This window comes from Balneola sp., from assembly GCA_003712055.1.
Lineage (GTDB): Bacteria > Bacteroidota > Rhodothermia > Balneolales > Balneolaceae > RHLJ01.
Map to the genome: position 1 here is coordinate 110,454 of RHLJ01000004.1, position 25,677 is coordinate 136,130.

Annotated in this window: 25 protein-coding genes and 1 pseudogene; 10 read left to right on the plus strand and 16 right to left on the minus strand. The window is 40.6% G+C overall.

Features of this window, described 5'->3' with window-relative positions; all coding sequences use genetic code 11:
• Positions 1-1,737, minus strand: a complete 1,737-nt coding sequence (locus tag ED557_10265; GenBank protein RNC83091.1) for a T9SS C-terminal target domain-containing protein — start codon at positions 1,735-1,737, stop codon at positions 1-3.
• Positions 1,738-1,866: 129 nt separating this feature from the next.
• Here ED557_10265 and ED557_10270 point away from each other — a divergent pair, with 129 nt between their 5' ends.
• Genes ED557_10270 through ED557_10280 form a run of 3 tightly spaced genes read left to right on the plus strand, consistent with a single transcriptional unit; the run spans position 1,867 to position 6,142 of the window.
• Positions 1,867-3,000 carry a bifunctional chorismate mutase/prephenate dehydrogenase gene (locus tag ED557_10270; protein RNC83092.1) on the plus strand — a complete coding sequence of 378 codons (1,134 nt, stop codon included), beginning with the start codon at positions 1,867-1,869 and terminating at the stop codon, positions 2,998-3,000.
• 31 nt (positions 3,001-3,031) lie between these two features.
• Positions 3,032-5,608: a T9SS C-terminal target domain-containing protein gene (locus ED557_10275; GenBank protein ID RNC83093.1), complete on the plus strand. Its 2,577-nt coding sequence runs from the start codon at positions 3,032-3,034 to the stop codon at positions 5,606-5,608.
• Between the two features lie 3 nt (positions 5,609-5,611).
• Positions 5,612-6,142, plus strand: coding sequence for a DUF1643 domain-containing protein (locus tag ED557_10280; GenBank protein RNC83094.1), 531 nt, complete (start codon positions 5,612-5,614; stop codon positions 6,140-6,142).
• On the opposite strand, the pseudogene ED557_10285 reads toward ED557_10280, so the two are convergent.
• Positions 6,139-6,526: pseudogene (locus tag ED557_10285) on the minus strand (DUF3127 domain-containing protein). The gene ED557_10280 and the pseudogene ED557_10285 overlap by 4 nt on opposite strands.
• 40 nt (positions 6,527-6,566) lie before the next feature.
• On the opposite strand from ED557_10285, the gene ED557_10290 reads away from it, so the two are divergent.
• Entirely contained in the window at positions 6,567-7,472 is a 906-nt protein-coding gene (locus ED557_10290; GenBank protein RNC83095.1) for a DUF72 domain-containing protein, read from the plus strand.
• A 187-nt stretch (positions 7,473-7,659) separates the two neighbouring features.
• Here the strand turns inward: ED557_10290 and ED557_10295 are convergent, their stop codons facing one another.
• Together ED557_10295 and ED557_10300 are read right to left on the minus strand one after the other, a co-directional pair.
• Positions 7,660-8,295, minus strand: coding sequence for a hypothetical protein (locus tag ED557_10295; GenBank protein RNC83096.1), 636 nt, complete (start codon positions 8,293-8,295; stop codon positions 7,660-7,662).
• Position 8,296: 1 nt separating this feature from the next.
• Positions 8,297-8,917 carry a hypothetical protein gene (locus ED557_10300; protein ID RNC83097.1) on the minus strand — a complete coding sequence of 207 codons (621 nt, stop codon included), beginning with the start codon at positions 8,915-8,917 and terminating at the stop codon, positions 8,297-8,299.
• A gap of 110 nt (positions 8,918-9,027) precedes the next feature.
• Between ED557_10300 and ED557_10305 the strand changes: the two genes are divergently transcribed.
• Complete coding sequence (locus ED557_10305; GenBank protein RNC83098.1) at positions 9,028-10,638, plus strand: peptide chain release factor 3; 1,611 nt, start codon at positions 9,028-9,030, stop codon at positions 10,636-10,638.
• Between the two features lie 127 nt (positions 10,639-10,765).
• Here the strand turns inward: ED557_10305 and ED557_10310 are convergent, their stop codons facing one another.
• The 12 genes from ED557_10310 to ED557_10365 all read right to left on the minus strand — a co-directional run bounded on the left by ED557_10310 (position 10,766) and on the right by ED557_10365 (position 20,313).
• Positions 10,766-11,536, minus strand: coding sequence for a hypothetical protein (locus tag ED557_10310; GenBank protein RNC83410.1), 771 nt, complete (start codon positions 11,534-11,536; stop codon positions 10,766-10,768).
• 58 nt (positions 11,537-11,594) lie between these two features.
• Positions 11,595-12,389 (minus strand): cyclase family protein, encoded by a 795-nt coding sequence (locus ED557_10315; GenBank protein ID RNC83099.1) that lies wholly within the window; start codon positions 12,387-12,389, stop codon positions 11,595-11,597.
• Between the two features lie 227 nt (positions 12,390-12,616).
• A complete protein-coding gene (locus tag ED557_10320) occupies positions 12,617-13,558 on the minus strand; it encodes a sugar phosphate isomerase/epimerase (GenBank protein ID RNC83100.1) in 942 nt (313 codons plus the stop codon).
• Positions 13,559-13,629: 71 nt separating this feature from the next.
• Entirely contained in the window at positions 13,630-14,412 is a 783-nt protein-coding gene (locus tag ED557_10325) for a hypothetical protein (GenBank protein ID RNC83101.1), read from the minus strand.
• 61 nt (positions 14,413-14,473) lie between these two features.
• Positions 14,474-15,133, minus strand: a complete 660-nt coding sequence (locus tag ED557_10330; GenBank protein ID RNC83411.1) for a hypothetical protein — start codon at positions 15,131-15,133, stop codon at positions 14,474-14,476.
• 8 nt (positions 15,134-15,141) lie between these two features.
• Entirely contained in the window at positions 15,142-15,813 is a 672-nt protein-coding gene (locus ED557_10335; GenBank protein ID RNC83102.1) for a hypothetical protein, read from the minus strand.
• An 8-nt stretch (positions 15,814-15,821) separates the two neighbouring features.
• A complete protein-coding gene (locus ED557_10340; GenBank protein ID RNC83103.1) occupies positions 15,822-16,430 on the minus strand; it encodes a hypothetical protein in 609 nt (202 codons plus the stop codon).
• A gap of 70 nt (positions 16,431-16,500) precedes the next feature.
• The gene (locus tag ED557_10345) at positions 16,501-17,184 is read right to left on the minus strand and encodes a hypothetical protein (GenBank protein RNC83412.1); all 684 of its coding nucleotides are present in this window, start codon (positions 17,182-17,184) and stop codon (positions 16,501-16,503) included.
• On the minus strand, positions 17,181-17,831 hold the full coding sequence (locus tag ED557_10350) for a hypothetical protein (protein ID RNC83104.1): 651 nt from the start codon (positions 17,829-17,831) through the stop codon (positions 17,181-17,183). The genes ED557_10345 and ED557_10350 overlap by 4 nt, the downstream gene beginning before the upstream one ends.
• A gap of 47 nt (positions 17,832-17,878) precedes the next feature.
• Positions 17,879-18,577, minus strand: coding sequence for a hypothetical protein (locus ED557_10355; protein ID RNC83105.1), 699 nt, complete (start codon positions 18,575-18,577; stop codon positions 17,879-17,881).
• 3 nt (positions 18,578-18,580) lie between these two features.
• Entirely contained in the window at positions 18,581-19,945 is a 1,365-nt protein-coding gene (locus ED557_10360) for a M56 family metallopeptidase (protein ID RNC83106.1), read from the minus strand.
• Positions 19,942-20,313, minus strand: coding sequence for a BlaI/MecI/CopY family transcriptional regulator (locus ED557_10365; protein RNC83107.1), 372 nt, complete (start codon positions 20,311-20,313; stop codon positions 19,942-19,944). Before ED557_10365 ends, ED557_10360 begins: the two co-directional genes overlap by 4 nt.
• A gap of 270 nt (positions 20,314-20,583) precedes the next feature.
• Between ED557_10365 and lpdA the strand changes: the two genes are divergently transcribed.
• The 5 genes from lpdA (at position 20,584) to ED557_10390 (ending at position 25,655) form a co-directional block, all read left to right on the plus strand.
• Entirely contained in the window at positions 20,584-22,002 is a 1,419-nt protein-coding gene (gene lpdA / locus ED557_10370) for a dihydrolipoyl dehydrogenase (protein ID RNC83108.1), read from the plus strand.
• A gap of 227 nt (positions 22,003-22,229) precedes the next feature.
• A complete protein-coding gene (gene lipB / locus ED557_10375; protein RNC83109.1) occupies positions 22,230-22,952 on the plus strand; it encodes a lipoyl(octanoyl) transferase LipB in 723 nt (240 codons plus the stop codon).
• Positions 22,953-23,018: 66 nt separating this feature from the next.
• Positions 23,019-23,894 carry a lipoyl synthase gene (gene lipA, locus ED557_10380; GenBank protein ID RNC83110.1) on the plus strand — a complete coding sequence of 292 codons (876 nt, stop codon included), beginning with the start codon at positions 23,019-23,021 and terminating at the stop codon, positions 23,892-23,894.
• Between the two features lie 46 nt (positions 23,895-23,940).
• Positions 23,941-24,642 carry a glycerol-3-phosphate 1-O-acyltransferase gene (gene plsY / locus ED557_10385; protein RNC83111.1) on the plus strand — a complete coding sequence of 234 codons (702 nt, stop codon included), beginning with the start codon at positions 23,941-23,943 and terminating at the stop codon, positions 24,640-24,642.
• Positions 24,639-25,655: an NAD(P)H-dependent glycerol-3-phosphate dehydrogenase gene (locus ED557_10390; protein ID RNC83112.1), complete on the plus strand. Its 1,017-nt coding sequence runs from the start codon at positions 24,639-24,641 to the stop codon at positions 25,653-25,655. Before plsY ends, ED557_10390 begins: the two co-directional genes overlap by 4 nt.
• Positions 25,656-25,677 lie beyond the last annotated feature (22 nt).

The window sequence follows — 25,677 nt, forward strand, 5'->3', positions numbered from 1 at the left end:
CTATTTTACTAACATCATTTTTTTGGTGATGATTTCTGTATCGGTCGTGAACCTGTAAATATACACTCCGGTAGCCAGGTTTCCAGCATCAAAGTTGAGGGAAAAATTCCCTGAAGCATGCATTTTATCCTCAAAAAGCGTAGCCACCTTTCTTCCGGAGATAGAGTGAACGGTTAAGGTAGCCAATGTGGGTTTTGACAAAGAAAAGCTAATGGATGTAGAAGGATTAAATGGATTGGGATAGTTTTGGTCCAGCTCAATCTTTTGAGGGGATTCGGAACCACCCTCATTTGAGTTAATTATTGGTAAGCGGAAATCAGCAACAACCGGAATGTGATCGGAGGCAATAATTGTGTCATCACTTTGAAGACCATAAGCCGCAAGAGTATCAGCGTGTAAAGAAGGAGTAAATAACGAGAAGCTATTGGCAAGTTCCATTGCAGAACCAGAATACACTATATAATCCAGCCGTCCAGCACCGAAGGAACTATTGGGGCTATACCATGTAAATGATGTAGGGTAGCCGGGATTTGAGGGTTTTGAATCTTCCAGAGCAGAGTCATCCCAGTCCGGGTTGAAGTCACTTCCATAAGTTTGCTCATCATCAATATCACCAGTCAGCAAAGTAGTTTGTTGGCGTGCAAATCCAACGAGATTCATATCCCCCATAATTATAATTGGAGTAATTTCCTCGATATCGAATTCCTGACCGTCTTTCGAATCGCGTAAAAAAGCCATCATAGCATCAAATTCGTTTTGACGGCTATCATTGTTTGCACAACAAGGAGGATGAGCAACAATAGTGAACATTTCCCGATCTCCAAGATCAAGTAAAAAGGCCGCGTTTGCATCTATAGAGCTTTGGTCTATTACCGGGTATCGACTAACCATAAGGTTATCATTACCTGTATCTCCGGAATACCACTGCTCACCTTCCTGGGAAGGAAGAAAAGTTTCAATCAAAGCTGCTGCCTGCTCGCCGCTATTTTCATAGACTTCAGAAAGGCCGATTATGTCTGGACGGATGGCCTGGAAAATTCTTCTAAATTCATCCTGAACCTCAGGATCAAAGAGATTATCCCGAAGCACATTGTAAGAAAGAACTCGTATATCGGAGTTATCTTCTTTGCGTATTCGAAAGGAGGGCGCAGCAAAAATATGTTGACTAAAGGTATATGTAAGAGTTTCGCCGTTTTCAGGGACACTATCTCCGGAGTCACCATCTGACTTAAGTACAACGCCAATCGACTGGGAAGGAAAAACAAGCTGCCCATTAAGCTGAGCATCCAGATCCATCTTAAATTCAAAAATGGTTGAAGTAATAGTGGGTGCAGAGATTAATCCAACATCATAAGGCCCAAAAGAAGTGTTTTGATCTCCGTGAAAAGTGCCACCTCTGTTCCCAAAAGAAAATTCAAATTCATAACCAATGCCAAAATTAGAAACACCTGTTTCGGGATCGTTATCCGTATCCAAATAGAGGGTAATACTATTAAGGTCCTGAAGGTTGATCTCATCACCTACTTCCATGTACATGTATAGAAATTGGTCATCATTGGCCATTTTTATCGATGCGAAGTCTATACCTTCATTATCGTTGGTCTCGTCCTGATATAAAGCACTAATATTACCCCAGTCTGTAAAGTCTTCATCAATGAGAATCTGCTGTGCTATTAATGACTGGGAAAAAAGGGAAAGTATAAGAACGGAAAGAGAAAGAGTTTTTTTTGACATCATGATAGACGATTTAACAGAAGTAAGATATAAAACAACACCAAAGAATATTGTAAGGAACTTAAAAATCAGAAATAACTTTGATTCAACTTTAGGTATTTTAACACGCTCTTACTCACAAATTTTCGAGGAATGCCACACAGACATAAGGAGCTACAAGGTTCCAGGCAACGTATTGATGAAATAGATGAACAGATTCTGGATTTACTGGCCGAGCGCGCTAAAATAGTTCAGGAGGTAATCAAAACTAAGGTAGAAAATCAGCTTCCGGTTTTTGTTCCGGAGCGCGAAATCGAAAAAAGTAAATCCTTCAAGGCAAAAGCCACTGAGCGAGGAATTGATCCGGACTGGGCAGAAGATTTCTTACGCTTAATAATGAGCTCATCCCGTGCAAGTCAATCCCAGGAGAAGTTTCCCATGGCCACAGAGGAGCCGAAGCACATTCTCTATATCGGAGGAGAAGGCGGGATGGGGAAACTCTACAAGAGGATTTCAGAGCAGACCGGCCATAAAGCGTATTCTATTGACAAAGGTAACTGGCATGAACTGGAAGAACTAAGCGAAAGCCTTGATCTGGTTGTTGTTACAGTTCCAATTAATGTTACCGAACAGGTTATCAAAAGACTGGAGGGAAGGCTATCTAAGAATACAATTCTTGCTGATTTCACAAGCAATAAGGTGAAGCCAATTCATGCAATGACGGAGTACCATGATGGACCTGTAGTAGGCTTGCACCCAATGCATGGCCCTGATGTTGAGAATTTATCAAAGCAGTTAATGGTTGTATGTCCGGTTAGGGAATCAGAAAAAGCCGAGTGGTTTGTTGACCAGTGCAGGTTATGGGGAATGCGTATTATTTCAGCCGAGCCACAAAACCATGATCATGTTATGCATTTGGTTCAGGGATTGAGGCATTTCGTTGCACTTCTTCATGGTTCTTTTATGGAGCATTATGATTTAAAGCCGATTGATATGCTGGACTATTCTTCGCCAATTTATAGAGCAGAGCTCATGATGACAGGCAGAATATTTGCACAAAGCGCAGAGCTGTATGCAGATATAGTTTTTTCGAACGAAGAAAGGAGAGAATTGCTTTTAAATTTCTTTGAACACCATAAAAAACTCGCGGAGCTCGTTAAGAATAATGATCGTAATGGCTTTATTAAAGAATTTGAGGGTGTTACCGATTTCTTTGGTAAATTCGCTACCCAGGCTCTTACTGAATCCGGCTATCTGATTAACAGATTGGCTGATCGCTTCGCCTGAAATAAACCTTTTGTGACTTATTAATACAATTATGAAGAGAAGAATATTTGCAGCACTTTTTGTTGTCATTGTAAGTATCGATGTGCATGCACAAACTCCCATTGCTTTTAATACTATTACAGTTGATGGTGAGCTTCCTGATGAAAAGAGCAAGGCCAGCACCCCGGTAACATTTATTAGCATTAATGAAGAGATTTTCTCAGAAGAAAACCTAAAAGTAGGAACCCAGCTTCAGGTTAACACTCATACCCAACAAAGTGTAGTTACCATTAACAGGGTTAGCGAATATATGCCTGGCTTAATTTCAGTCAGCGCTACTTCTGAAAACGATCCCGGAAATGTATTTAGCTTTACCTATAAAGAGGGAAGGCTTATTGGTCTTTTGCATGAATCTCTTGGAGACAATACACATTTCGATTATTCAAGTAAGCAGAAATCCAATTATTTCACTAAGGCAGAACCCGAAGCTTATGTATGTACTGTTGATCATGATGAATTCGGGAACCATTATAATGGACAGGAAACACTCGAAAAAAAGAATAAGGCCCAATCTGATGTAGTGAATTTTGTGGCCGGGACTACGGGGTCTTCTACTACCATTGACGTTATGATTGTCTATACCGCAAATGCAGAAGTTGCTGCATTTCTGGAATCAGAAGGAATTGAATTTGTAATCGCACAATCAATGAATTTGTCACAGACAGCTCTAGATAACAGCGGTATTCCTATTACGCTAAGATTAGTTCACACCTATAAAACAGAGGAAAATGTTACCCAGTCTTCCGGGGATCAATTACGGTTATTAACGGCTTCCCCGACATTCAATCCTTTTGGAATTCAGGATGGTATACTTGATGAGGTACATACATTAAGAGATCAGTATGGGGCCGACCTTGTTACCCTATATGCTGACGTAAGTGATACTGGAGGAATTGCATGGGTTGGCACCAACAGGAATGGGTCACCTGATTTCGGCTTTTCTTTAAATCGAGTGAGGCAAGCGCACAATTCTTATACAGTGGTTCATGAGCTTGGGCATAACATGGGGAACTTTCATTCAAGAACCCAAGCAGTTCAAACAGCACCTGTTACAGGGGGCGTTTTTCAGGAGTCGGTTGGTTATCAAGATTTGGTTGATAGTGTTGCTACAGTTATGGCTTATACAACAGGAGGATTAACAAGAATCCCTTATTTCTCAAGCTCTACGCGCTCAGTAGGAACCACCCCCCTAGGGATAAATAGTACGGTACTCATAACAGATGCCTCATTAAGTTTAAAGAGGATAAAAAATGCGATAGCCTCCTATCGAAAAACTACAATTGATGCCCCTACAAGCTCGGTCTCAACAAATAGCATTGAGGTTAATTTATCTCCGGAGGAAACAGCAAATATTTCGGTAACGATTGAAAATACAGGAGCTTCTTTGTTGGAATATGATGTGGATTTTGAAATGGGAAGAAACATTCTTTCAAAGCAGGCATTAAGTACATCATCAAACGTTCCTTCTGCGGCTAATACCCGACTTTTTGGGACAGGCTTTGAAAGCGGGGTAGGCTTTTTCTTATCCAGCTTTGAAGCAATTAGTTCCTGGAGAACGTTTGGAGGAACAGATATTACAATATCTAATGAGTTTGCATCTCAAGCAGATCAGCATTTACGACTTTTAAGCACAGGAACTGGAGGGTCAAAAACTATTTTTGGTCCATTTTTAGGCTCACTTCCATTCGCATCTTATAGAACTACGTTCGATATAAAAGTATCGTCATCGGAACAAACTAATAATGAGACATTTGATATTATCTTTTTGGATGGGAAAGATCAGGAGTCAAGTAGTGGGATTCGAATAATAGGAGGGGAAATTTATGTTCTCGGAAAGAATGAGCTTGGGCAGGATTTATACCAGTCTTCAGGAATTATGGCATCCAGTGATAACTATAATGAAATTGAAATTGATGTTAATACTTTTGAGAATGAGATCAATTATTACATCGATTCGGTACTTGTAGCTGAGATTCCAATTTCGAATTTCGGAATCACCCCAGCTGAGATAATTATTGCAAGTACAAATTTAAACAACGGGACCTTTCTCGATTTTGATAATTTTAAGGTCTTTAGATATGAAAACCCGTATCCCTGGTTAACGGTCAATACCAATACCAATACCGTAACTGAAGGGAATAGTAAAGACATAGTATTTACATTCAGTTCGGTAGGAGTAGAAAACGGTACTTATACAACTACTGCACTTATAAATACAAATGAGGGCGGGGTTCCTGTTTACGAAATACCAATCACATTAAATATCTCAGGAGTTGTATCCAACGAATCTGATCCTGAGAGAGCTGAAGAATTCCAGTTGCTACAGAACTACCCAAATCCATTTAATCCATCAACAACAATTAGCTTCTCTTTACCTCAATCAGGAGATGTTTCATTGAAGGTTTATAATGCAATAGGTATGGAGATGGGAACACTGGTTGACGAATTTTATTCTGCAGGGCAGCATCGGGTTCAATTTGATGCAAGTTCGCTTGCCAGCGGCATCTATATTTACTCACTTGAGTTTGGCGGTGTTAAACAAACCCGCAAAATGCTTCTTCTCAAATAGAAGATGTTTCCCGATAAGGAATGGATTTATGATCATGACGAACCTAAAGCCCGATATTCTTTAGGTCAGGAAGGTTCAAACCCATTCGTATGCTTCGGGGTAAATCCCAGCACAGCGGTTCCAGGTAACCTGGATCCTACCGTCGCATCAGTAGCTCGTTTTGCCACCAATCATAGTTATGATGGATGGTTGATGTTTAACCTTTATCCACAGCGAGCTACAAATCCCAACAATATGCACCGTAAATTTCAGTCTTCTATTCACTTAAAAAACCTTGACGCAATTGAACGGTTACTGAACGAAGTCAAAGGAAGTATTGATGTATGGTGCGCCTGGGGAACGTTGATCGAAAAAAGACCTTACTTGTTAAGATGTCTCACTGAAATTTATGAAGTGCTCTCTGCTTCAAATTGCAGGTATCTTAGCCGGGGAAGTATTTCAAAAGCAGGGCATCCGCATCATCCTCTGTATCTCAAAAAAACCGCTCCTCTTGAAGTGTTTGATCTTAATAGATATTTGAGTGAAAGGCCTTAAAAAGGGAGTTCGTCATCTATATCATCGAAAGCCTGAGTATCAATCTCAAAGCTTTCTGTACTAAGAGTAGATGAATTTCCGGCACTATTTTGTTCTCCTGAACCATGCTCAACACGCCAGGCCTTTACATCGGTATACCAGTTTCCATTATACTCCCTGCTTTGGATATCAACCGAAGCAGTAACATCAATGCCAACTGAAACTGGGTGTTGATCAATATTATCACCCCACTGAATTATCACCCCACTGAGTGATGCAGACCTTTTTTGGATACTTACCAGGGATTTCGAGGACGAAATCGCGTTTTCTCCAGAGGCCATTCTTCCCGGTACCAGATTGTTCATCTAATATTTGTACAACTTTTCCCTGTAAGCGAATATCCATAGTCTTCTGATTTTTAAATTATTTAGAGAAAAGTAGAGTTATTTATTCTTTTATTCAGGTAAAGAAAAGTATCATTTTGAATACTGGATTGAGGCCATATTATCTAGGATGTACAGGCTGGAGTCTACCAGAATGGGTTGGCTCTTTCTATAAAGAGAGGGCAAAACCAGCGGAATATCTAAGCCAATACGCATCAGTTTTTAATACCGTTGAAGGCAACACAACTTTTTATAGTGTACCAGCAAAGGAAAATATCCGGCAGTGGATGGACCGAACTCCTGAGGGCTTCAAGTTCTGTTTCAAATTTCCAAGGCTCGTAACTCACATTAAGCAACTTCGAGCAGTTGAACAGGAGGTTGCCCAGTTTCTTTCCTTGTTCGAAGATTACAGAGATAAACTTGGCCCATTCATGATTCAGTTTTCAGATGCATTTTCATATTCAGAGTTACCCAGGCTTGAAAGGTTATTATCCTTTCTTCCTAAGATTTATAATTACGCTATTGAAGTAAGGCATCCAGACTTTTTTGATCAGGGCAAGCAAGAACAAACACTCAATGCTCTATTAGAAAGCTATGGTGCAGAAAGGGTTATTTTTGATACCAGAAAATTGCATAGTACTAATTCCAGTATCCTTTCCATTCAGGAGGCAAAAAGGAAGAAGCCTAAAGTACCTGTTCGATTCACCGCACTAAGTCCAAGGCCATTTATTCGCTTTGTAGGAGTGAATGACATACTTAATAACGAAGCCTATTTAAAAGAATGGGCTATAATTGTAGCTGACTGGATCAGGGAGGGTAAACACCCATACATTTTTATTCATGCTCCGGACGTTGTTTCACAGCCGAAACTATGTACTCATTTCCATAAGCTTCTAACGCAGCTGATAGATATTCCCCCTTTGCCTGAATGGCCGATACATCGCGAGCAGCAGCTAGGATTATTCTAAATAGCATAAATTTAGAATTAGTAGTGAATCCCTTGAGCCCATTGTGCAATCCCAATCAGCTGTTGCTAAAGCGAGCCCTATGGATGGGTAAGTGTAAGCCACAAAAGCACAGAACCACTAAACCATTAGTGTTTTTGTGGCAAAAATAACCATTGCATTAAAACGGGTTTCCCATCTCAAACTCACACTAATAATCTACTATTCCGATTAAAGCGGTACTCTGTACAAAAGGTAGTTCTTCAACTTTAGTCATAGCATCTTGTTCAGTACCTGGCTCACACTGAATGTTTACAGAGCGAGGGGGGTTGCGGAAAATATCATAAGCTACATTTCTAAATCCCGCCATAATTTCTTTAAGACGGGCTTCATCTACTGAATAGTCAAATTCATATAAAACAGTAGGCCGGGACTCAAATTCCAATAACCTGGCTAGAGCTTTATCATATTCCTCTCCGGTCAATCCTTGCACAGAAAGCATATTTTCGAAACTAGTTGTATCAATCCGTACTTGATCGGAATAAACGCTAGTCACATTTGGGTGACTCCTTAGTCGGTATAAGGTAGAGTCATCAGGACTATTCACAATAGTAATAAGAATGGGTTCAATGTCGATGTAAGTTAGGAAGTACTTCAAGCGCGAAAACTCAGACTGAATAAAATCGGGAGAGACGGTATCGTCCAAAAAAGCGATGAATTCACCTTCTAAGAAGGAAACCTCTCCCTGCTCTATTTTACGCAAAGATTCATCACCGATTATTTGTGCACTTACAGGGTGTGCTAGTAGTAAAAAAAGTATGGCAAAAAACCACTTAGATGTATTCACGCTATTCTCCCTGTAACATGATAAAAGCTGTATTCTCGACATAATTTATAAGCTTTAAGGATCGCATTGCTTTCTCCTCTTTACCAACCTCTGTTTTAACAATAACACTTCTGGGACTGGTCATACCGAGCCTCATTTCAAGCTCGGGGATTGTTTCCAGGAAAGAAAAAGCCATTTCTTCGGTGACAAAATAATTGAAAGTAACCCAATGTGTCTTAATTTTTGAAAAGCGTTCAAAGAATCTTCTATTTCTTAAAGAATCTTCTGCGCTCATATTTTGACGCTTAACCATTTCTAAAAAGGCTTGTTCATTAAAACTACGACTATCAACAACAATCTTATTGATATAAGGATGAGAGGAAAAATTTTCTAGTTCTTGTTTGGTCACGTTTTTATTGAAATAACCTCTAACAGGGTTTATATCCGATTCTACAATTTCATAACCCATCCGACTAAAATGGTAGCTCACAAAGTCAGGAGAAACTGTATCAGCCAGAGACACTAATACCTTTCCTTTAGCAAATTTATACTCATTATTTGCAATCCGCGGAATCGTCTGCCTAGCACTAACACTACTTGCAATACAAAAACAGGAAATTAGAATAAGAACAGAGGCTCGCATTGCGTGATTATTTTTAATCAGATAGAATTAAGAAAAGCATAAAATCAAGAAATACAAAAGAGCTAAAATCATCGTATTTTTAAATTTTGAACGATTTTAAAAAGTAGACAATGGCAGAAGCGGCTGCAGCCGAATCCAATATTATAAACGAGGCAAAGAAACGTCGAACCTTTGCAATCATATCTCACCCCGATGCAGGTAAAACGACGTTAACCGAAAAGCTATTGCTTTATGGTGGAGCAATTCATGAGGCGGGCTCGGTACGTGCCCGAAAAGCATCTCATCATGCTGCCTCCGACTGGATGGCTATCGAGAAGGAGCGGGGAATCTCTGTTACTTCCTCGGTAATGCGATTCGAAAAGGATGGCATTAAGTACAACCTGCTGGATACTCCCGGCCACAAAGATTTCTCCGAGGATACGCTAAGAACCCTGGTTGCAGCAGATTCAGGCTTGATGGTAATCGACGTGGCCAAAGGAGTTGAGGAACAAACAGAAAAACTATTTGAAGTTTGTAAGCTTAGAGAGGTACCGGTAATCACATTCGTGAATAAGTGTGACCGCCCAGGAATGGATCCTTTAGAGGTGCTAAGCAATGTTGAGTCAAAATTAGGAATAGAGGCATTACCGGCAAGCTGGCCGTTGGGGTACGGGCAAAAATTTCAGGGTATTTATGATGTGCTTGAAGGAAAAGTGTATGTATATGAGAAAAGTGAGCACGGAGCAAAAAAAGCCATCACTGAAATCCTGGAAGTAGAAGAAGCTCTGGAGCAATCAAATCTTTCTGAAGCGGAAAAGGATGCCTTCCGAGAAGAGTTGATGTTGATTGAGGATATGTATCCAAATATGGACAAGGATTTATATAACTCAGGAAAAGTAACTCCCGTTTTCTTTGGATCAGCGCTAAACAATTTTGGACTGGACGTTTTTTTAAAATACTTCCATCAGCTGGCACCTCCCCCCCAGGGCTATGAGCATTCTGAGGGTTCCGATCGTGATTTAAATGAGCCATTTTCTGGTTTTATTTTCAAGATGCAGGCAAATATGAATCCCGGCCATAGGGATTGCGCCGCATTTATACGAGTGGCATCAGGTCAGTTTAAACGAGGTCAGCAAGTTGTAATTTCCCACACAGGAAAGAAAATAAAAATGGCAACGCCTCATACACTCATGGGTGATGAAAGGCAGTTGTTGGAAGAAGCCTTTCCGGGAGATATCGTTTCTATTTTCAATCCGGGTGATTTCAGAATTGGAAGTACTATTTTCGAAAAGAACCCTGTTCGATTTGATGTAATCCCGCTATTTACGCCAGAGCACTTTCAGAAAGTAGCTACAAAAGACCCGTTCAAAAGAAAGCAATTAAGAGAAGGTTTAAAGCAGTTATCAGAAGAAGGGGTAGTGCACGTCTTTGAAGTACCTAAAGGAGTAGGGAATGAGTTACTTCTCGGAACGGTAGGGGTTCTTCAGTTCGAAGTTGTGCATCACCGGATGAAGGAAGAATATGGGGTGGAGCTAGTTATTACCCCGGTCTCTTATTATACAGCAAGATGGCTTCCAAATGATAACGATGAGGTAATCGCTAAACTGGAAGCCAGCTACTCAACTCATGTGACTAAAGACCTCGAAGAAAATCCAATCGTGTTGTTTGACTCGATGTATGCCCTGAACCAGGCAGAGGAGAAAGTGGGAGCAGAGAACTTATTTAAGTTTAAGCAGGGGTAGGCTCCGTTTATTGTCATCTTGAGCATACCTGCGAAGGATCTAAGCGAATCAAATCCGTTAAGATTCTTCGGCAAGTAGTCCGCCTTCCAAAGTGTACGACGGACAGGCCTCAGAATGACAGGCTAAATTAACTCTCAAAATGAGGCTTAGACTCTTCAGCAAGAGCCAGCACTGCCTGCTGATAGAGCTCGCTGTTATTATACTTTAGAATGGCTTTTTCAATCGTACCCACTCTTTCTTTAAAGTGAGCCAGATAATTAGCTACTGAGTAGATATTGTTCGGCATGTGGTATAAGTCATTCCCAACCCACCAACGATTTAATGAATAAGGAATAAACTGGGCATAAGACATGGCACCCGCATAGCTGGATTTAAGTTCCAACACATCCATGCCATTTTCTTCGGTAAACTCCAGAAGTTCTTCCAACTGAGCCAGGGCAAATCTCGCGCGATAATCTACCACATACATGGATACATAAGCCTCAAAGGGATTGTATTTACCTGCATAAGTACCAAATTCAGACTCAACCCCAATAATCCCCACTATCACCTCTTTATCAATTCCGTATTCCGCTTCAGCTTTCTCTAATTCGTCCGAATAAGTGGTAATAAACTCATCCAGCTTGGAGACCTTGTTGTCAAAGCCCAGCACCTGTTGGTAATCTTCAAAATCCTCAATTACCCGCTCAGCAGCACGAACAAATTTCTGCTTGATATCAGGCATAAGCTCAAAGCGGGAATCTTCAAGTAATGGACGAATATCAACCCCCTTTTTATCAAAATGCTCGATCAGTTTTTGAAGATTGTCCTCGGTCTCTGTTATAGAAATGTGAGCTATAGCAGTCCCTAAAAAACAAAGACTGAAGACCAAGGTAGTAAATAGCCGTCCGTATTTCATTGCCATCTGTATTAGTAAACTTGTTGATTATAATGATTAAAACGGATAAGTGTCCACGCTATTTAGATGATACATTTGCTACAATGCGTAACGGAGCACCGCTTCCATCCTTGATTTTCATTGGCAATGCAAGTACATAGGCTCCGGAAGTGGGCAGCTTATCCAGGTTAGCCACGTTTTCGAAGCCGGGAATATTGTGCTCGAATAAAATTTGATGGCTTTCATAAAGGGTGGACTTCCCATAATCAATGCTTGGGGTATCCAAACCAATCGCTTTGATAGACCGGTTATCAACCAGCCACTGAGCCAGATCAGGGTGAATGCCAGGGAAACTAAGATTGGCTACGCCTTCAACCCCTCTTAATGTGGTTCCAAGATAGGCCTCTGCATCTGGCCATAGAGCTCCCATCCCGGTATGAAAGAGCAAGATGGTTCCATTTGGAAGAGAACCATGATTTATTTCCCAGTCTTGTACATCCACAGGAAGAATTTGATAATCTCTATCCTCGCTTACTTTATCACTGACGTCAATGACAATAGCGTAACCGGAAAGCTGGTCGATGCTAAGTTGATCAACGGTCTTTTTGCCCTCAGAAAAATGAATGGGGGCGTCCAGGTGAGTTCCACCATGTTCGGCAGTACTGAATTTAAATGCCTCATAGTAAAAGCCTCCATCAGTTTGACCTACAAATACCGTATCAAACTGCCAGGTTTCTGAAGTAGGCCAATACAACGTTTCGGAACTAAAATCGTGAGTCAGGTCGATCCACTCTCCATCTTCAAAAGAGTGTTGTTCAACAGGGGTGCAGTAGGTAAAGAACAGAAGGGCAAAGAAGGAAAAGAGAGTTTTCATAATTGGGGTAGTTAGTTCTCCCCAATATACTTAGTACAATAGATATGATTTAGAACTATTTGGGATGATCTAAAGAATAGGAGTCATCCTGAACTTGTTTCAGGATCCTCGTGAAATTGAATAGATAGAGCCTATCTGCGAACTCAATCAACGCCTTTTCTTAAGATTCCGAAACAAGTTCGGAATGACCTACAAAGAGAGCACGCTTGTAAGCCAATAGCTACAAGTTAAACCCCCGCCTCTTTAATAACTTTCATTGTTTTTTCGAGCCCTTCTTTTGCAACCTCCAGCAAATCTCTTTGGTGGTATTCCGGGTTATATAATTCCAAAGAAATACACCCTTTGAAACCAGTTTCATACAAATCTCTAAGAATTTCAGGAAGGGGTAAAATTCCATCTCCCGGAAAAACCCGTTGTTGATCAGTTAGCTCATCAGGTTCGGGAGTGGCAGGGGCATCAGCAAATTGAAAAATACTTATAGCATTCCCCCTCATTTGTTTGAGCCCATTAAAACCGCCCTCACTGATATACATATGAAATGTATCTGGTATGATGGAAGCCTCGGGATGATCGGCATCTAATGCAACTTGCATAGCCTGCCCCATGGTTTTTAAGGGGAAAAACTTTACGAAAACCAACGATGGTTTTAACCCGAATTCACTTTTACCAATCTCAATAATTTGCCGGTAACGTTTTGCCACCTGCTTAACATCGTACCCGTTTCCAACGGTGTTAGGGATGGTTTGGATATACTCAGACCCGATGGCTTTTGCCATTCTCATTCGGTTTCGGGTATCTGGTAAAGATGCAGCGAAGGCGTCATCAGCGGGAGGGATAGCATTCCACATTCCTATTACACTTGGTACAAACAACCCAAGATCTTTTATTCTCTCACTCAACTTTTCCAGATTGCCACCATTATTTTCATACTCAATAAGTTCTCTATCCCAGGGCTCGATCGCATCGTACCCCGCTTCAGCAGCAATGCTAACTTTATCTTCGAGTGAAGCAGGGCGTATGGTTGCTGTATCTAAACAGATTGGCCATGGACTTTGCCCATTTTGCCATCGTTTAAATTTGGGTTGAGTAGGGGCTTCTTCGGCTTTTATTGGTAATGAAGCGCCAGCGAGGCCTGCGGCACCAAGGGCAAAAAACTTTTTTCGATTCATAGCAGTCAATCAGTCAATAATCAGCATCGACATTATTGAATCAAACGGAGTAAATCAACGGCGGCTTTTTGCTAATTACTTTCCTCGGTTTGTGGCCCTTCTCCTAAAGTCCGCTTATTCAAAATATTTCCTAGTTCATCATAGGTAATAAGAACACTATCAGATCTAAAAAAATGTCGCCCACGTATAATATTACCCTCTTCATCATATTGAGTAAGAATAGTGCCCCGACCAGTCGAATCAGGAAAGGTGGTAAAAGAAAGCTGGCCATTGGGATGCCAGTGCTCAAAGTGCATACCAGGGATTCCATTAGTAATTTTTTCATAACTATGAGCAGTCAATGTATTGTTTGCAGAATACGTTTTAGCCTCTTCTTTGGAAACTACGCGACGAAAAACCAAACTGTCGTTTCTATGGTATGCAGTTTGGACAAGCTGCTCTTCTTCTACGGCCTGATAAATATGGATAAAATTTAGCCGATCAATAATATCTTTATTTAAATAAGTAGTCCGTATAAGCTTCCCTTCTTCGTATTCATATTCCCAGCCGGGTATATTGTTTTGGCGATCAAAAAATCGTTGAGTACCAGTGTAAAGTTCCTTGTTTTCGTCATACCAGTACGGTTGACTATAGGCTAGTATATCTGAAGTAAAAAAGAAGTCATCTTCTTTTTTATATAAGACAGGGTCAGGTTTATGTACTCTTGAGTTCATTGATACAACCAACTCATTAGAGGTATAAAGATTATCAGCTTCATTTAAGCCAGAACACGAAAGGAATATAGAGGCAGTAATAAGCGGAATCAGAAGTAACGATATCAAGCTGACTTTAAAAACAGAGAGCTTCCTTGACATCATAAGAAACCTCTTCTTCGTAATAGAATAATCGATTTTACTTGTGAGCTTCATTTTTTCTCTATTTAATCTTCTCGATCATTTGCCCGTCTTTGTAGAGTTCTTGTTCAAGGATTTGGCCTTGCTCATCATATAAAGTCATTAACCCCTGGGTTCCAAGGCTATCGGAAGTCATCTCGAATTTTAACTGCCCGTTGCTGTGCCACTCTCTGAACACATGCATATTATTATGTTCAGGTGAAGAATCTTGTATCTCTACAGTTAAAAAACCGTGATCAAACATTCTCATAGAAACCCGTTTTGATTGCTCAAAATCATACTCCTCTTCAACTCGATGTAGTTCGTTGCCTGATTCATCAAATGCTTTCTGAAGTAATAGAACACCTTCTCTATAAGTGAAACTGGAATAGAGCTTGTTGTTTTCCTTTCGATAATAATTTTGTGTGCCCGTAAATAAGTTTCCCTTCGAGTCATACATTCTTCGATCAAGAACCCCTCCACCTAACGTTTGTTCATATGGACTTTTAAGTAGTTTCAGTTTTACATCTGGATAGAGATCAGCATCAGTTACAGTTCTATCGCAAAACATCAAACCAATAAAAAAGAGCAAGGGAACAAGAGGTAGTACCTTGCCAAATCTTTGAATAAAGGGAGAGTTCTTAGACATCATAAGAAGTCTTTTTTTGGTAATAGAGAAATTAAGTTTACTAGTTAGTTTCATAGCATTACCTATTTAATCTTCTCAACCAGTTCACCATCTTTATAGAGCTCCTGTTCAAGGACATTCCCTTGTTCGTCATAAAGGGTCATCAATCCCTGGTATATCAACGGTGGCTTATTCTCTGAACCAGAAGTAAAAGACATTTCAAATTTTAAAATACCGTCAGGGTAATATTCTCTATGAATATCATATTCCGAATCAGTAACGGATCTGTAAAGCCATTCAGCTTTTAGCTTTCCTCTTGAAAAATGTTTAGTCGAAAGCCATTTGGCCTCATCATACTCTTTTTTTACTCTATAACGCTCATTTCCATTCTCATCAAATGTAATCCAACCAGTTTGAATACCATTTACATAGGTAGCGGTAGAATATAGCTGATCATTCTTTTTGTAATACATACTACTCGTGCCCGTAAATGGCCTGCCATTTTTGTCTTTATGGATTGGGCTACTTGGGATTGAGTTTTCAATATCTTCTGAAGCAAGATCCACAGTTACTTTTACATCGGTATAAAGCTCGTCTTCAACATTTCGTTTCTCACAGAACATCAAACCAATAAAAAGGAGCAAGGGTACAAGAGGTAGTACCTTGCCAAATCTTTGAATAAAGGGGGAAGACCTTGACATCATAAGAAGCCTTTTTTTGGTAATAGAGAAGTTAAGTTTACTTGTCAGTATCATGATGCTTCTTATTTAATCTTCTCGATTAATTGACCTTCTTTATATAACTCTTGTTCAAGAATGTCGCCCTGTTCGTCATAGAGTGTCATTAGGCCCTCATATTTATCATTCTTATCTAATGTCATCTCAAACTTAAGATCTCCATTAGAGAACCAGGTTTTGTAGATAGTTAATTGTCCATCGTCAGTTTTTTGAGTTCCCCAATCACGCACTAGAATGTTCGAACTATTATAGACTCGGTAACCGTCTAAAATACCGTCTGAATATCCGTTTTCGAATCTTATTGAATCTCTGCCCTCCCTATCAAAAAATTTAGAAGAAGTGTTTAATCCATCAACAAATTGATGTTGTCGCACAAGCTTATGGTTTGTTTTTCTGTACCAATTCGCAGTACCTGTAAAGGGAATTTCACCGGTAGTAAACATAAGAAGTGCACTTTTACCATCGGTAGTACTGAGTTTGATTCCTAACTCCACATCAGTATAAAGGCTCTCATTATTATTGGTAATAATGACTAAATCATCAGGCTCGCTATCTTTGCAAAAAAGAAAGGCAAAAAAACCAAGTAGTGGCATAATAAGTAAGGATTTCGAGGAGCTTCTAAACCAAGAAGTCATTCTGGACATCATTTGAAGCCGCTTTTTGGTAATAGAGAAGTTAAGTTTACTTGTCAGCCTCATAGTGTCGTTACTTAATCTTCCTCACTATTTCACCATCTTCGTATATCTCCTGACCAACGATATTGCCCTCTTCATCATAAGAAGTTGCTAATCCCTGCGCGATAACATTATCATCATAATTCCACTCCAATTTGAGTTGTCCATTGGGATACCATTCTTTCCAGGTATGCAAACCATTATCTGAATAAGCTGAACTCAATCGCTCATGTGCAATCTGATTATCGGGATGGAAATATCTGGTAGCAACTAATTTTCGATTTTTATATTCGAACTCACCTCTGGATTCAATTCCCGTATGAGGGTTTAGCCCATTCGTTGTGATTAAAGTAAGTACTCCATCCTGATAAGTGTATTCAAGGACTAGTGTATTATCCTTCTTACTGAGTATTTGACGAGTACCAGAAAAGGGTTCACCATTTTCAGAAAAAAGTATTTTCGGATCATCTCCTTGATTAAGATTAGTGTTTATAAAAAGATCTGTATCTGAATATACATATGCATTAGGGAGATGCTCAGTTTTCTCAAATCCTTCTGGAATTGATTCAACACAAAACAAAAAGGAAATAAAGCTTATTAGAGGGAGCATGAAGACAGGTTTTGAATATCCCTTGGTTTTAGAAAATCTTTTTGAGGTCATTTGAAGACGTTTTCTAGTCAAGGAATAATTAAGCTTGCTGCTCAATCGGTTCATTTAATCTTCTCCACTAGTTCGTCGTTTTCCCTACGCTCATGAAATATCACATTCCCTTCTGGGTCATAGTTGATCAGTTCGGAAAATTCTGTACCTGTTTGGTCTGATCCGGAAATCAGTACTGTTTGTAGGTGACCATCAGAATCCCAAAATTTAAAGACCCGTTTTCCATTGTGGTATGGAGAGGAGAAAATTAGTTCATTTCTCAAGGTGCCAGATTGGTAGTACCTGGTCGAAGTCTTTTTTGTCTTATAAGCATTATAAAATGTATCAACGGTGGCTCGCTCAGCACCATCTTCGTCAAAAACCTTCAAATGAACACTTAGTCCATCCACAAAAACATTAGAGGACATAAGAATATCTGTTTTCTTCGAATAGATATTTTCAACTCCGGAAAAAGGATCTCCCTCCTTTGTAAGTGCTATATATGGAATCTGTGCAAGCGAGTATATACTATCTTCTTCGGAAATCAGGCGTTTGTGCTGAAGCTCAACATCAGAATAGGTCTCTCTAATTATATAGGAAAAGGGATTATCAGATGCGTCAAATGGATTGAAAAAAAGGAAAGGACTAAAGCTAAAGGCGATGAGCGCCGGCAGAGCCTTAGTATACAGTTGAGCGGTGGATAGTTTCTTACCAATCAACATTAACCGTTTCTTTGTAAGAGAAAAGTTTAGCTTATTGGTTAGTCGGTTCATTTGATCTTCTCCAAAAGTTCTCCATTCAGATACCGCTCATGAAATTCCACATTGCCCTCAGGATCATAGTTTATCAGCTCAGAAGTTTTGGATCTAAAATCACCTTGTTCGGAAATCATTACACTTCTTAAATAACCATCAGGATGCCAAAACCTGCTTAGTCGTTTCCCATCATGATCAGGTGAAGAAAAAATCATTTCACTACTCAAGGTGCCATTCTGATAAAAGCGCGTCGATATTTTCTTAGTTTTTTGAGCATCGTAAAATGTATCCAGTGTTTGTGTTCCTGTTCCACCCTCATCAAAAATCTTCAAATGAACAATGAGTCCATCCACATAAATATTGGTACCAACATGCCTATCCGTTTCTTTGGAATAGGTTTTTTGAACTCCGGTGTAAGGCTCTCCAGATTCAGTAAGTACGAGATAAGGAATTTGAGCAAGCGAGTATATGCTATCTCCTTCAGCAATCAGGCTTTTGCGTTGAAGCTCAACATCAGAATAGGTATCTCGAATTAGATAGGAATAAGGATCGTCAGATGCGTCAAATGGATTGAAAAAAAGGAAAGGACTAAAGCTAAAGGCAATGAGCGCCGGCAGAGCCTTAGTATACAGTTGAGTGGTAGACAGTTTCTTCCCGATCAGCACCAGCCGCTTCTTAGTAAGAGAAAAATTGAGCTTATTGGTCAAATTCATCCTTTATCTTCTTAAAAGCTCTTCCGGGGTAGGCACTAATTCAGGGTAATTACTTGAGGAATACCGTATTGATGAGTCATTGGTAAGATGCCCCTCTAGAGCTACTATAAAGCTATAGCTACCCCAGAGATAAGCATACTCTGCTTCAAGTTCTTCTAAGGAAGGAGGGTCATTCGATAACCCTTTTTCGATGTAGGAATCTGTTTTACGGCTAAACTCCTTGTTCAACTTTGACAGGACTATTTTATACTGGGTATTCTTCTCATTACTCGTTTTTGCAGTATGTAAGTTAGTTTGAGATTCTAACCTGATTAGAGCAATTCTTAAACTGTCTAACGTGGGTTCATCATTGAATCGAAGCTCTTTGTCATCTCCAATATGAACCACTAAATCTCGAGCCAGCTGAGGTATTTGGTTATCATCTTGTACTCCGGTTTTTAAACAGGCCGGACCTACACCTATCAAAAAAATCATCAACAAGAACAACTTCGCAGATCTTTTAAATGGAGACGATTTTTTTGAAAGCATCTTAAGTCTGTTTATAGTCGAAGAATGACCGAAGGTACTCTCAAGCTTAGCCTTCGATTTTCCTGTAGAGTAAGAAAGAAGCAGCTCCTGGTAGTTTTCTGTTGAAGAGCTTTTTAAAAGCGCTCCATCATCCGCTAAAAATTCATGGTTTAACAGGATGGTGTTTCTATACCAGTAGAACACCGGATTAAACCAAAATACAATTTTGAGGATCTCAATCAGAAGCACATCCAATGAATGAAGTTGTCGGATATGTGTTTGTTCATGCTCCATAATTTCCGGGCCTATTTTGCCGGATTCATAGTCTGATTTAGATAGGAATACCCAACGCAAAAAGGATTGTGGAGTAATGGCCTCATCTAGCAAAACAAGAGTAGAAGAAGGCGTTTTCGTTTTTTCCCCTGCCCGTATGTTTTTTATGATTTCGCCAATACCAACCAAAAGCCGGACGAATAGAATTAAAACTCCTAAACCATAAATGAAGATAATTGCATTCAGAAGGGTGAAGGCGGGCAAAGTACTTGTTTCCTGGATATCTGTCGTTTCTACAGGAGTAGATGAAACAACTTCGTTTTGAGGAACAAGAATTGGAGTCACAGATTCCGAGATAAATTCAGCAGGTTCGTTGGCTAGTGACTGAACTTGCTGGATATCGACTCCGGCTACTTTAGTATTAGTTTTCACCTCAAAGGTGATAAGCGGTGCGGTTAGTCCAAATGCCAGTGCAAAAAGGAGAAAAAACCGATTGAATAAATGCATCTTCTCATTTTCAAGTAATAGCTTGTACAATCCAAGCAACAAGCCTAACAGTATGGTGGACTTGATTAGATAAATAATCATTGTTGTTTCCTCTCTATTTCTTTTTCAATGATTGATTTAAGCTCGTTTAGTTCTTTCTCTGATAAATCAGTTTCTGAAGCAAAGAAGGAAGCAAATTGAGCCGATGAGTTATTGAAGAACTTGGAAATCAATCCCCGTACATGTTTACCGAAGTAGTCGGCTTTTTTAACCAGCGGGAAATACTCTCTTGACCGCCCTCGCTGATTATAATCGATAAAGCCCTTTTCATGCATCCGCTTTAACAGGGTGGCAACCGTTGTTGGGGCGGGTTTTGGTTCCGGATACTCTTCAAGTAAGTCGCTCATGTACGCCTTATCCAGCTTCCAGAGGTATTGCATGAGTTCTTCTTCGGTTTGGGATAGATTCATTTTCTACAGTATTAGAATTGTTTCTACAAATGTAGAATAAAAAATCTGTGGATCAAATTTTTTTTCTCTGTTTTATCAGTTTCAAAACCTCCGCTATGATTCGAACTTCATCCCCAAAACTCGTACCTTCTTAGCCCTTAAAAATTCCTGACGACTATTGGAAATTCTTGGAATAGTGCCACTAATACACAAAACCACTAAAGATGGTGTTTTGGAGTTTTTTTAGGCAAAGGGATATTGAAACTGGAAACTATTTATTGAAAGAAAATCATGGCAAAAGAATTTGATGTATGTGTAATTGGCTCAGGACCTGGCGGATATGTGGCAGCAATCCGAGCCTCACAATTGGGTTTTAAAACGGCTATTGTAGAAAAAAGACATTTGGGTGGAGTGTGCTTGAATATTGGATGTATTCCTACGAAAGCACTATTACGCTCAGCGGAGGTTTTGGAGTCTATTCAGCACGCCAGTGATTATGGAGTGAATGTAAAAGATGTTTCCGCGGATTTTGGTGGCATGGTTAAGCGAAGCCGTGGTGTTGCTAACAAGATGAGCAAAGGTGTTCAGTTCCTGATGAAGGCGAATAAGATCGAGGTTTTCATGGGAACCGGAGTATTCAAATCTAAAACAGAACTAGCGGTTAACGACGAAAGCGGAAAGGAAACAGCAAGCATCAAAGCGAAGTATTTTATCGTTGCAACCGGTGCTCGTCCACGTCAACTTCCGGGATTAGAGATTGATGGCAAGATGATCATCGATTCCGAGATTGCGATGACCATGGAGAAGCAGCCAAAGAAAATGGTCATTGTTGGAGCAGGAGCTATTGGTGTTGAATTCGCTTATTTCTACAACACTATTGGAACGGAAGTGACTATTGTTGAACTTCAGAAAACGCTCGTTCCTGTTGAAGACAAAGATGTGGGGCGCGAACTAGGAAAGATCTACAAGAAAAAAGGAATGACCATCCTTACAGAAAGCACCGTTGAAAAAGTGGCTAAGAAAGGAAATGGTGTTGAAGTAACCGTGAAAACCAAAAAAGGCGAAGAGAAAATCGAAGCCGATGTGGTTCTTTCTGCGGTTGGTGTTACTGGTAACGTTGAAGGTCTTGGCCTAGAAGAAATCGGTGTAAAAGTTGAGCGAGGAGCTATTGTTGTTGATCGTTCTACGTACTCTACTGGTGTTGAAGGTATCTATGCTATTGGTGACATTATAGGTGCTCCATGGTTGGCACACAAGGCAACTCATGAAGGCATTCGTTTAGCAGAGATGTTAGCGGGTGAATCACCTACTCCGGTAAACTATGGTAATATTCCTGGCTGTACTTATTGCGAGCCTCAAATTGCGTCTGTTGGTTTGACCGAAGAAGCAGCTAAAGAAGCTGGTTATGAAATCAAAGTAGGTAAGTTCCCGCTTTCAGCAAGTGGTAAGGCTACAGCAATGGGTCATGAAGAAGGATTCGTAAAAGTAGTATTTGATGCCAAATACGGTGAGTGGTTAGGTTGCCATATGATCGGATTTGGTGTAACAGATATGATCGCTGAAGCAGTAGTAGCTAGAGATCTTGAAACTACCGGTCATGAAATTATCAGTGCTGTTCACCCGCACCCAACTCTTTCAGAGGCCGTAATGGAAGCAGTAGCTGAAGCATATAACGAAGGTGTTCATTTAGGAACCCCTGTTAAGAAGTAATTGTCATCCCGCATTTGATACTGAATCAAGTTCAGCACAGGTTGCGGGATCTGAAACGGGCAATTAAGAGATTGGCTCCCTATTTGGGAGCCATTTTTGTCTTAAACCAATTAAGTCATTCTGAGCCCGCCTTCCGAAGTACTCGTACGGAGGACAGGCGAAAGCGAAGAATCTAAACGGGTTGACGATTAGATCCTTCGGAAGTATCCTCAGGATGACATCAAAGAGTGAAAAAAACAATAGAACTATACGACCTGGAACAATCCAGCTACCAGCCTACCTGGGAGCTTCAGAGAGAGGTGCAGGAAGTAATTATCCGGGAGAAACGAGCAGAGCAAAAGGGTGAGTTTAAAGGGAATAGAAAAAACGATGCCCTCCTTTTTGTAGAACACCCTCATGTCTATACCCTTGGTAAAAGCGGAGCAGAGGAAAACATGCTTCGATCAATGGCTGAGTTACTAAAACTGGATGCTGAGTTTGTTAAAATAGATCGTGGTGGAGATATAACCTACCACGGACCGGGACAAATTGTAGGATATCCAATCTTGGATTTAGATCGGCACTTTACCGATATCCACAAATACCTTCGTTTTTTGGAGGAAGTGTTAATTAAAGTTTGTGCTGATTACGGTTTCGAAGCAGGACGGATAGATGGATTGACAGGCGTTTGGATTGGAGAAAAGAAAATCGCTGCATTTGGAATACGAAGTTCAAGATGGGTAACCATGCACGGTTTTGCCTTCAATGTTAATACTGACCTGAGCTACTTTAATCACATTGTACCCTGCGGTATTGTAGATAAAGAAGTAACCAGTTTACAAGCACTGCTCGGGAAGGAAATTCCATTGAATGAAGTAAAAGGAAAGATCGTTCGATACTTCGAAGAAGTGTTCGAGTCTCAGATTCAACCAAAAGGCGGGAAGAAAGAACTAGAAAAGAATTTTTTGTAATTTTGGAGCGTTCTGAACTCCTCCCGAAAGCTTCGGGATTGGAGGCAGGACCACAAAAGGAATAACATGATCAAAGAACTTCAGGTAGTAGAAAAAAAATCGGCACAGCGACGCCCCGAATGGCTTCGCGTTAAGCTTCCATCAGGAGAGAAGTTTAAGGAAGTGCTGGATACCATTAATGAGCATAAGCTGAATACGGTTTGTGCTGAGGCAAGGTGCCCAAATATGGGAGAGTGCTGGGGTGCCGGTACAGCTACTTTTATGTTGCTTGGGGATGTTTGTACACGTTCGTGTGCATTTTGTGCAGTTAAAACAGGAAGGCCTCCAAAAGACCTGGACTGGGATGAGCCGGCGCGAGTTGCTGATGCGGCTAAGAAAATGAAATTAAAGCATGTGGTGCTTACTTCTATAAACAGAGATGATCGAAAGGATGGGGGCGCTCCTATTTTTGCTGCCACTCATGTTGAGCTTCGAAAGGCGATAGATGGGGTTACTATTGAGTCACTTATCCCGGATTTCAAAGGAGATTGGGAAACGCTTCAAATCGTGTTGGATACTCCTCCGGATGTATTGAGTCATAATCTTGAAACAGTACCAAGTAAGTACAGAAGAGTTCGACCACAAGCTCGTTACGAGCGCTCGCTCGAATTACTTCAACTAACCAAAGATGCAGGGATTAAATCCAAAAGCGGAATTATGGTTGGCCTTGGGGAAACCCGTGAAGAAGTGATTGAGCTTATGCAGGATTGTGTAAACCACGAAGTAGATGTACTTACCATCGGTCAGTATATGCAGCCAACCAAAATGCACCATCCGGTAATGGAGTGGGTACACCCGGATCAATTTGCGGAATACAAGGAAATAGGAGAGAGCTTGGGAATAGGCCATGTTGAAAGTGGCCCACTAGTGCGCTCCTCATATCATGCTGAAAGGCACGTTTAGTTTTTTTCCTAGGCTTCAGGTAGTATCTTAGTTCAAAATCTATTCTATGCTGTCTACGTTAACGGTCTTATTCATTAGCTATATACTTGGCTCTATCCCATCAGCTATCTGGGTAGGAAAGGTTTTTAAAGGGGTAGATGTTCGTGAACATGGAAGTGGAAATGCGGGAACTACCAATACATTTCGGGTTCTTGGTGTTCCATTTGGAGTAACGGTTTTTGTGTTGGACTTCATGAAGGGTTTTGTCCCTTCTTTTTGGTTAAGTGTAGTTGCCTTTGATCTATTCTCGGGGCCACTTTCGCCTCCAAACTGGGAAGTTGAAGCCTTTTTGAAAATCGCCTGTGGATTATTTGCAGTAATTGGGCACATGTTTCCGGTATTTGCAAAATTCAGGGGGGGCAAAGGGGCTGCCACTGCCTGCGGAATGTTATTTGGTATAGAGCCCATATCCATCTCTATCTCTTTCTTAATTTTTGTAATTGTTATCCTAGCCACCCGATATGTTTCTCTGGCATCTATGTTAAGCTCATTTGTCTATCCGATTACATTGCTTGTGATGAAGTATGGACTAGGGATGGAAGTAGATGGCAGTATTATCATATTTAGTGTGCTTATAGCATCGGGGATTATTTACAGACATAAATCGAACATCCAGCGACTTCGGGATGGTACTGAAAGCAAAGTGGGTTCCTCAAAAAAGAATAACGAGGAGGAAGAGGAACAACAGACAGTAGGAGTTGAAGCATGATAAAGCGGAATGTGACCATAATTGGCGCCGGGAGTTTTGGTACGGCTTTAGCTACAGTCCTTGATACGGCGGGCAATAATGTACAGATCTGGGCAAGAGAAGCTGAAGTCGTGGATACCATTAATAATGACCATAGGAACCCGGCGTATTTAACAGATCTGGAGCTTCCTGAATCAATTAAAGCATACCACGATCTGGAGCAATGTCTGCGGGACCAGGATATGATTTTGTTTGCCACTCCATCACATACCTTAAGAGAGATTGCAGCGAGGATTAAGCCCTGTCTTGACGGACATGAAATACTAGTGACGGTATCAAAAGGAATAGAAAACGATACTTTTAAAACCATGTCCCAGATTTTGGTTGAGGTAATGGAGGGGGTAACCTACGAAGATAATGTAGGAGTACTCTATGGACCTAGTCATGCTGAGGAAGTAGCCACGTTAAAGCCTACCACAGTAGTAGCGGCCGCATATTCGACGAGAACGGCGAAAATTATCCAGGACACCTTTCTCACCCCAATGTTCAGGGTATATGTAAATAATGATGTGGTTGGGGTAGAAATCGGAGGTTCGGTGAAAAATATTATGGCCATTGCTGCAGGCGTTATCGATGGTGCTGGGCTTGGTGATAATGCAAAAGCCGCTCTTATAACCCGGGGCCTTCATGAAATGCGAAGAATGGGAGCTATGATGGGGGCTCACCCGGATACATTTTCTGGATTAACAGGGATGGGTGACTTGATTGTAACCTGTACGTCAACACACAGTCGTAACAGGTATGTGGGACATCAAATTGGACAGGGTAAAAAGCTGAAAGAAGTTACCAAAAGCATGAATATGGTAGCTGAAGGCGTTAAAACTACGAAGTCAGTTTACGGATGGGCTCAAAAGACGGGTGTGGATATGCCCATTACCTCAGCAGTATATCGGGTATTATTTGAAGAGGAAGACCCTAAAGACGCACTGAATGCGTTAATGACGAGAGATCCCAAAAACGAAGTTATCATTTAAACAGACGTCAGATCATTGCATG

What these genes read in the sequence shown, in the direction of transcription:
- ED557_10345 (RNC83412.1), bottom strand. Translation starts at nt 17,184, where the DNA reads ATGAACCGATTGAGCAGCAAGCTTAATTATTCCTTGACTAGAAAACGT.
- ED557_10280 (RNC83094.1), top strand. Translation starts at nt 5,612, where the DNA reads ATGTTTCCCGATAAGGAATGGATTTATGATCATGACGAACCTAAAGCC.
- ED557_10320 (RNC83100.1), bottom strand. Translation starts at nt 13,558, where the DNA reads ATGAATCGAAAAAAGTTTTTTGCCCTTGGTGCCGCAGGCCTCGCTGGC.
- ED557_10390 (RNC83112.1), top strand. Translation starts at nt 24,639, where the DNA reads ATGATAAAGCGGAATGTGACCATAATTGGCGCCGGGAGTTTTGGTACG.
- lipA (RNC83110.1), top strand. Translation starts at nt 23,019, where the DNA reads ATGATCAAAGAACTTCAGGTAGTAGAAAAAAAATCGGCACAGCGACGC.
- ED557_10265 (RNC83091.1), bottom strand. Translation starts at nt 1,737, where the DNA reads ATGATGTCAAAAAAAACTCTTTCTCTTTCCGTTCTTATACTTTCCCTT.
- ED557_10355 (RNC83105.1), bottom strand. Translation starts at nt 18,577, where the DNA reads ATGAATTTGACCAATAAGCTCAATTTTTCTCTTACTAAGAAGCGGCTG.
- ED557_10340 (RNC83103.1), bottom strand. Translation starts at nt 16,430, where the DNA reads ATGACTTCTTGGTTTAGAAGCTCCTCGAAATCCTTACTTATTATGCCA.
- ED557_10315 (RNC83099.1), bottom strand. Translation starts at nt 12,389, where the DNA reads ATGAAAACTCTCTTTTCCTTCTTTGCCCTTCTGTTCTTTACCTACTGC.
- ED557_10350 (RNC83104.1), bottom strand. Translation starts at nt 17,831, where the DNA reads ATGTTGATTGGTAAGAAACTATCCACCGCTCAACTGTATACTAAGGCT.
- ED557_10305 (RNC83098.1), top strand. Translation starts at nt 9,028, where the DNA reads ATGGCAGAAGCGGCTGCAGCCGAATCCAATATTATAAACGAGGCAAAG.
- ED557_10365 (RNC83107.1), bottom strand. Translation starts at nt 20,313, where the DNA reads ATGAATCTATCCCAAACCGAAGAAGAACTCATGCAATACCTCTGGAAG.
- ED557_10270 (RNC83092.1), top strand. Translation starts at nt 1,867, where the DNA reads ATGCCACACAGACATAAGGAGCTACAAGGTTCCAGGCAACGTATTGAT.
- ED557_10310 (RNC83410.1), bottom strand. Translation starts at nt 11,536, where the DNA reads ATGAAATACGGACGGCTATTTACTACCTTGGTCTTCAGTCTTTGTTTT.
- ED557_10275 (RNC83093.1), top strand. Translation starts at nt 3,032, where the DNA reads ATGAAGAGAAGAATATTTGCAGCACTTTTTGTTGTCATTGTAAGTATC.
- plsY (RNC83111.1), top strand. Translation starts at nt 23,941, where the DNA reads ATGCTGTCTACGTTAACGGTCTTATTCATTAGCTATATACTTGGCTCT.
- ED557_10325 (RNC83101.1), bottom strand. Translation starts at nt 14,412, where the DNA reads ATGTCAAGGAAGCTCTCTGTTTTTAAAGTCAGCTTGATATCGTTACTT.
- ED557_10300 (RNC83097.1), bottom strand. Translation starts at nt 8,917, where the DNA reads ATGCGAGCCTCTGTTCTTATTCTAATTTCCTGTTTTTGTATTGCAAGT.
- ED557_10335 (RNC83102.1), bottom strand. Translation starts at nt 15,813, where the DNA reads ATGATACTGACAAGTAAACTTAACTTCTCTATTACCAAAAAAAGGCTT.
- ED557_10360 (RNC83106.1), bottom strand. Translation starts at nt 19,945, where the DNA reads ATGATTATTTATCTAATCAAGTCCACCATACTGTTAGGCTTGTTGCTT.
- ED557_10330 (RNC83411.1), bottom strand. Translation starts at nt 15,133, where the DNA reads ATGAAACTAACTAGTAAACTTAATTTCTCTATTACCAAAAAAAGACTT.
- lpdA (RNC83108.1), top strand. Translation starts at nt 20,584, where the DNA reads ATGGCAAAAGAATTTGATGTATGTGTAATTGGCTCAGGACCTGGCGGA.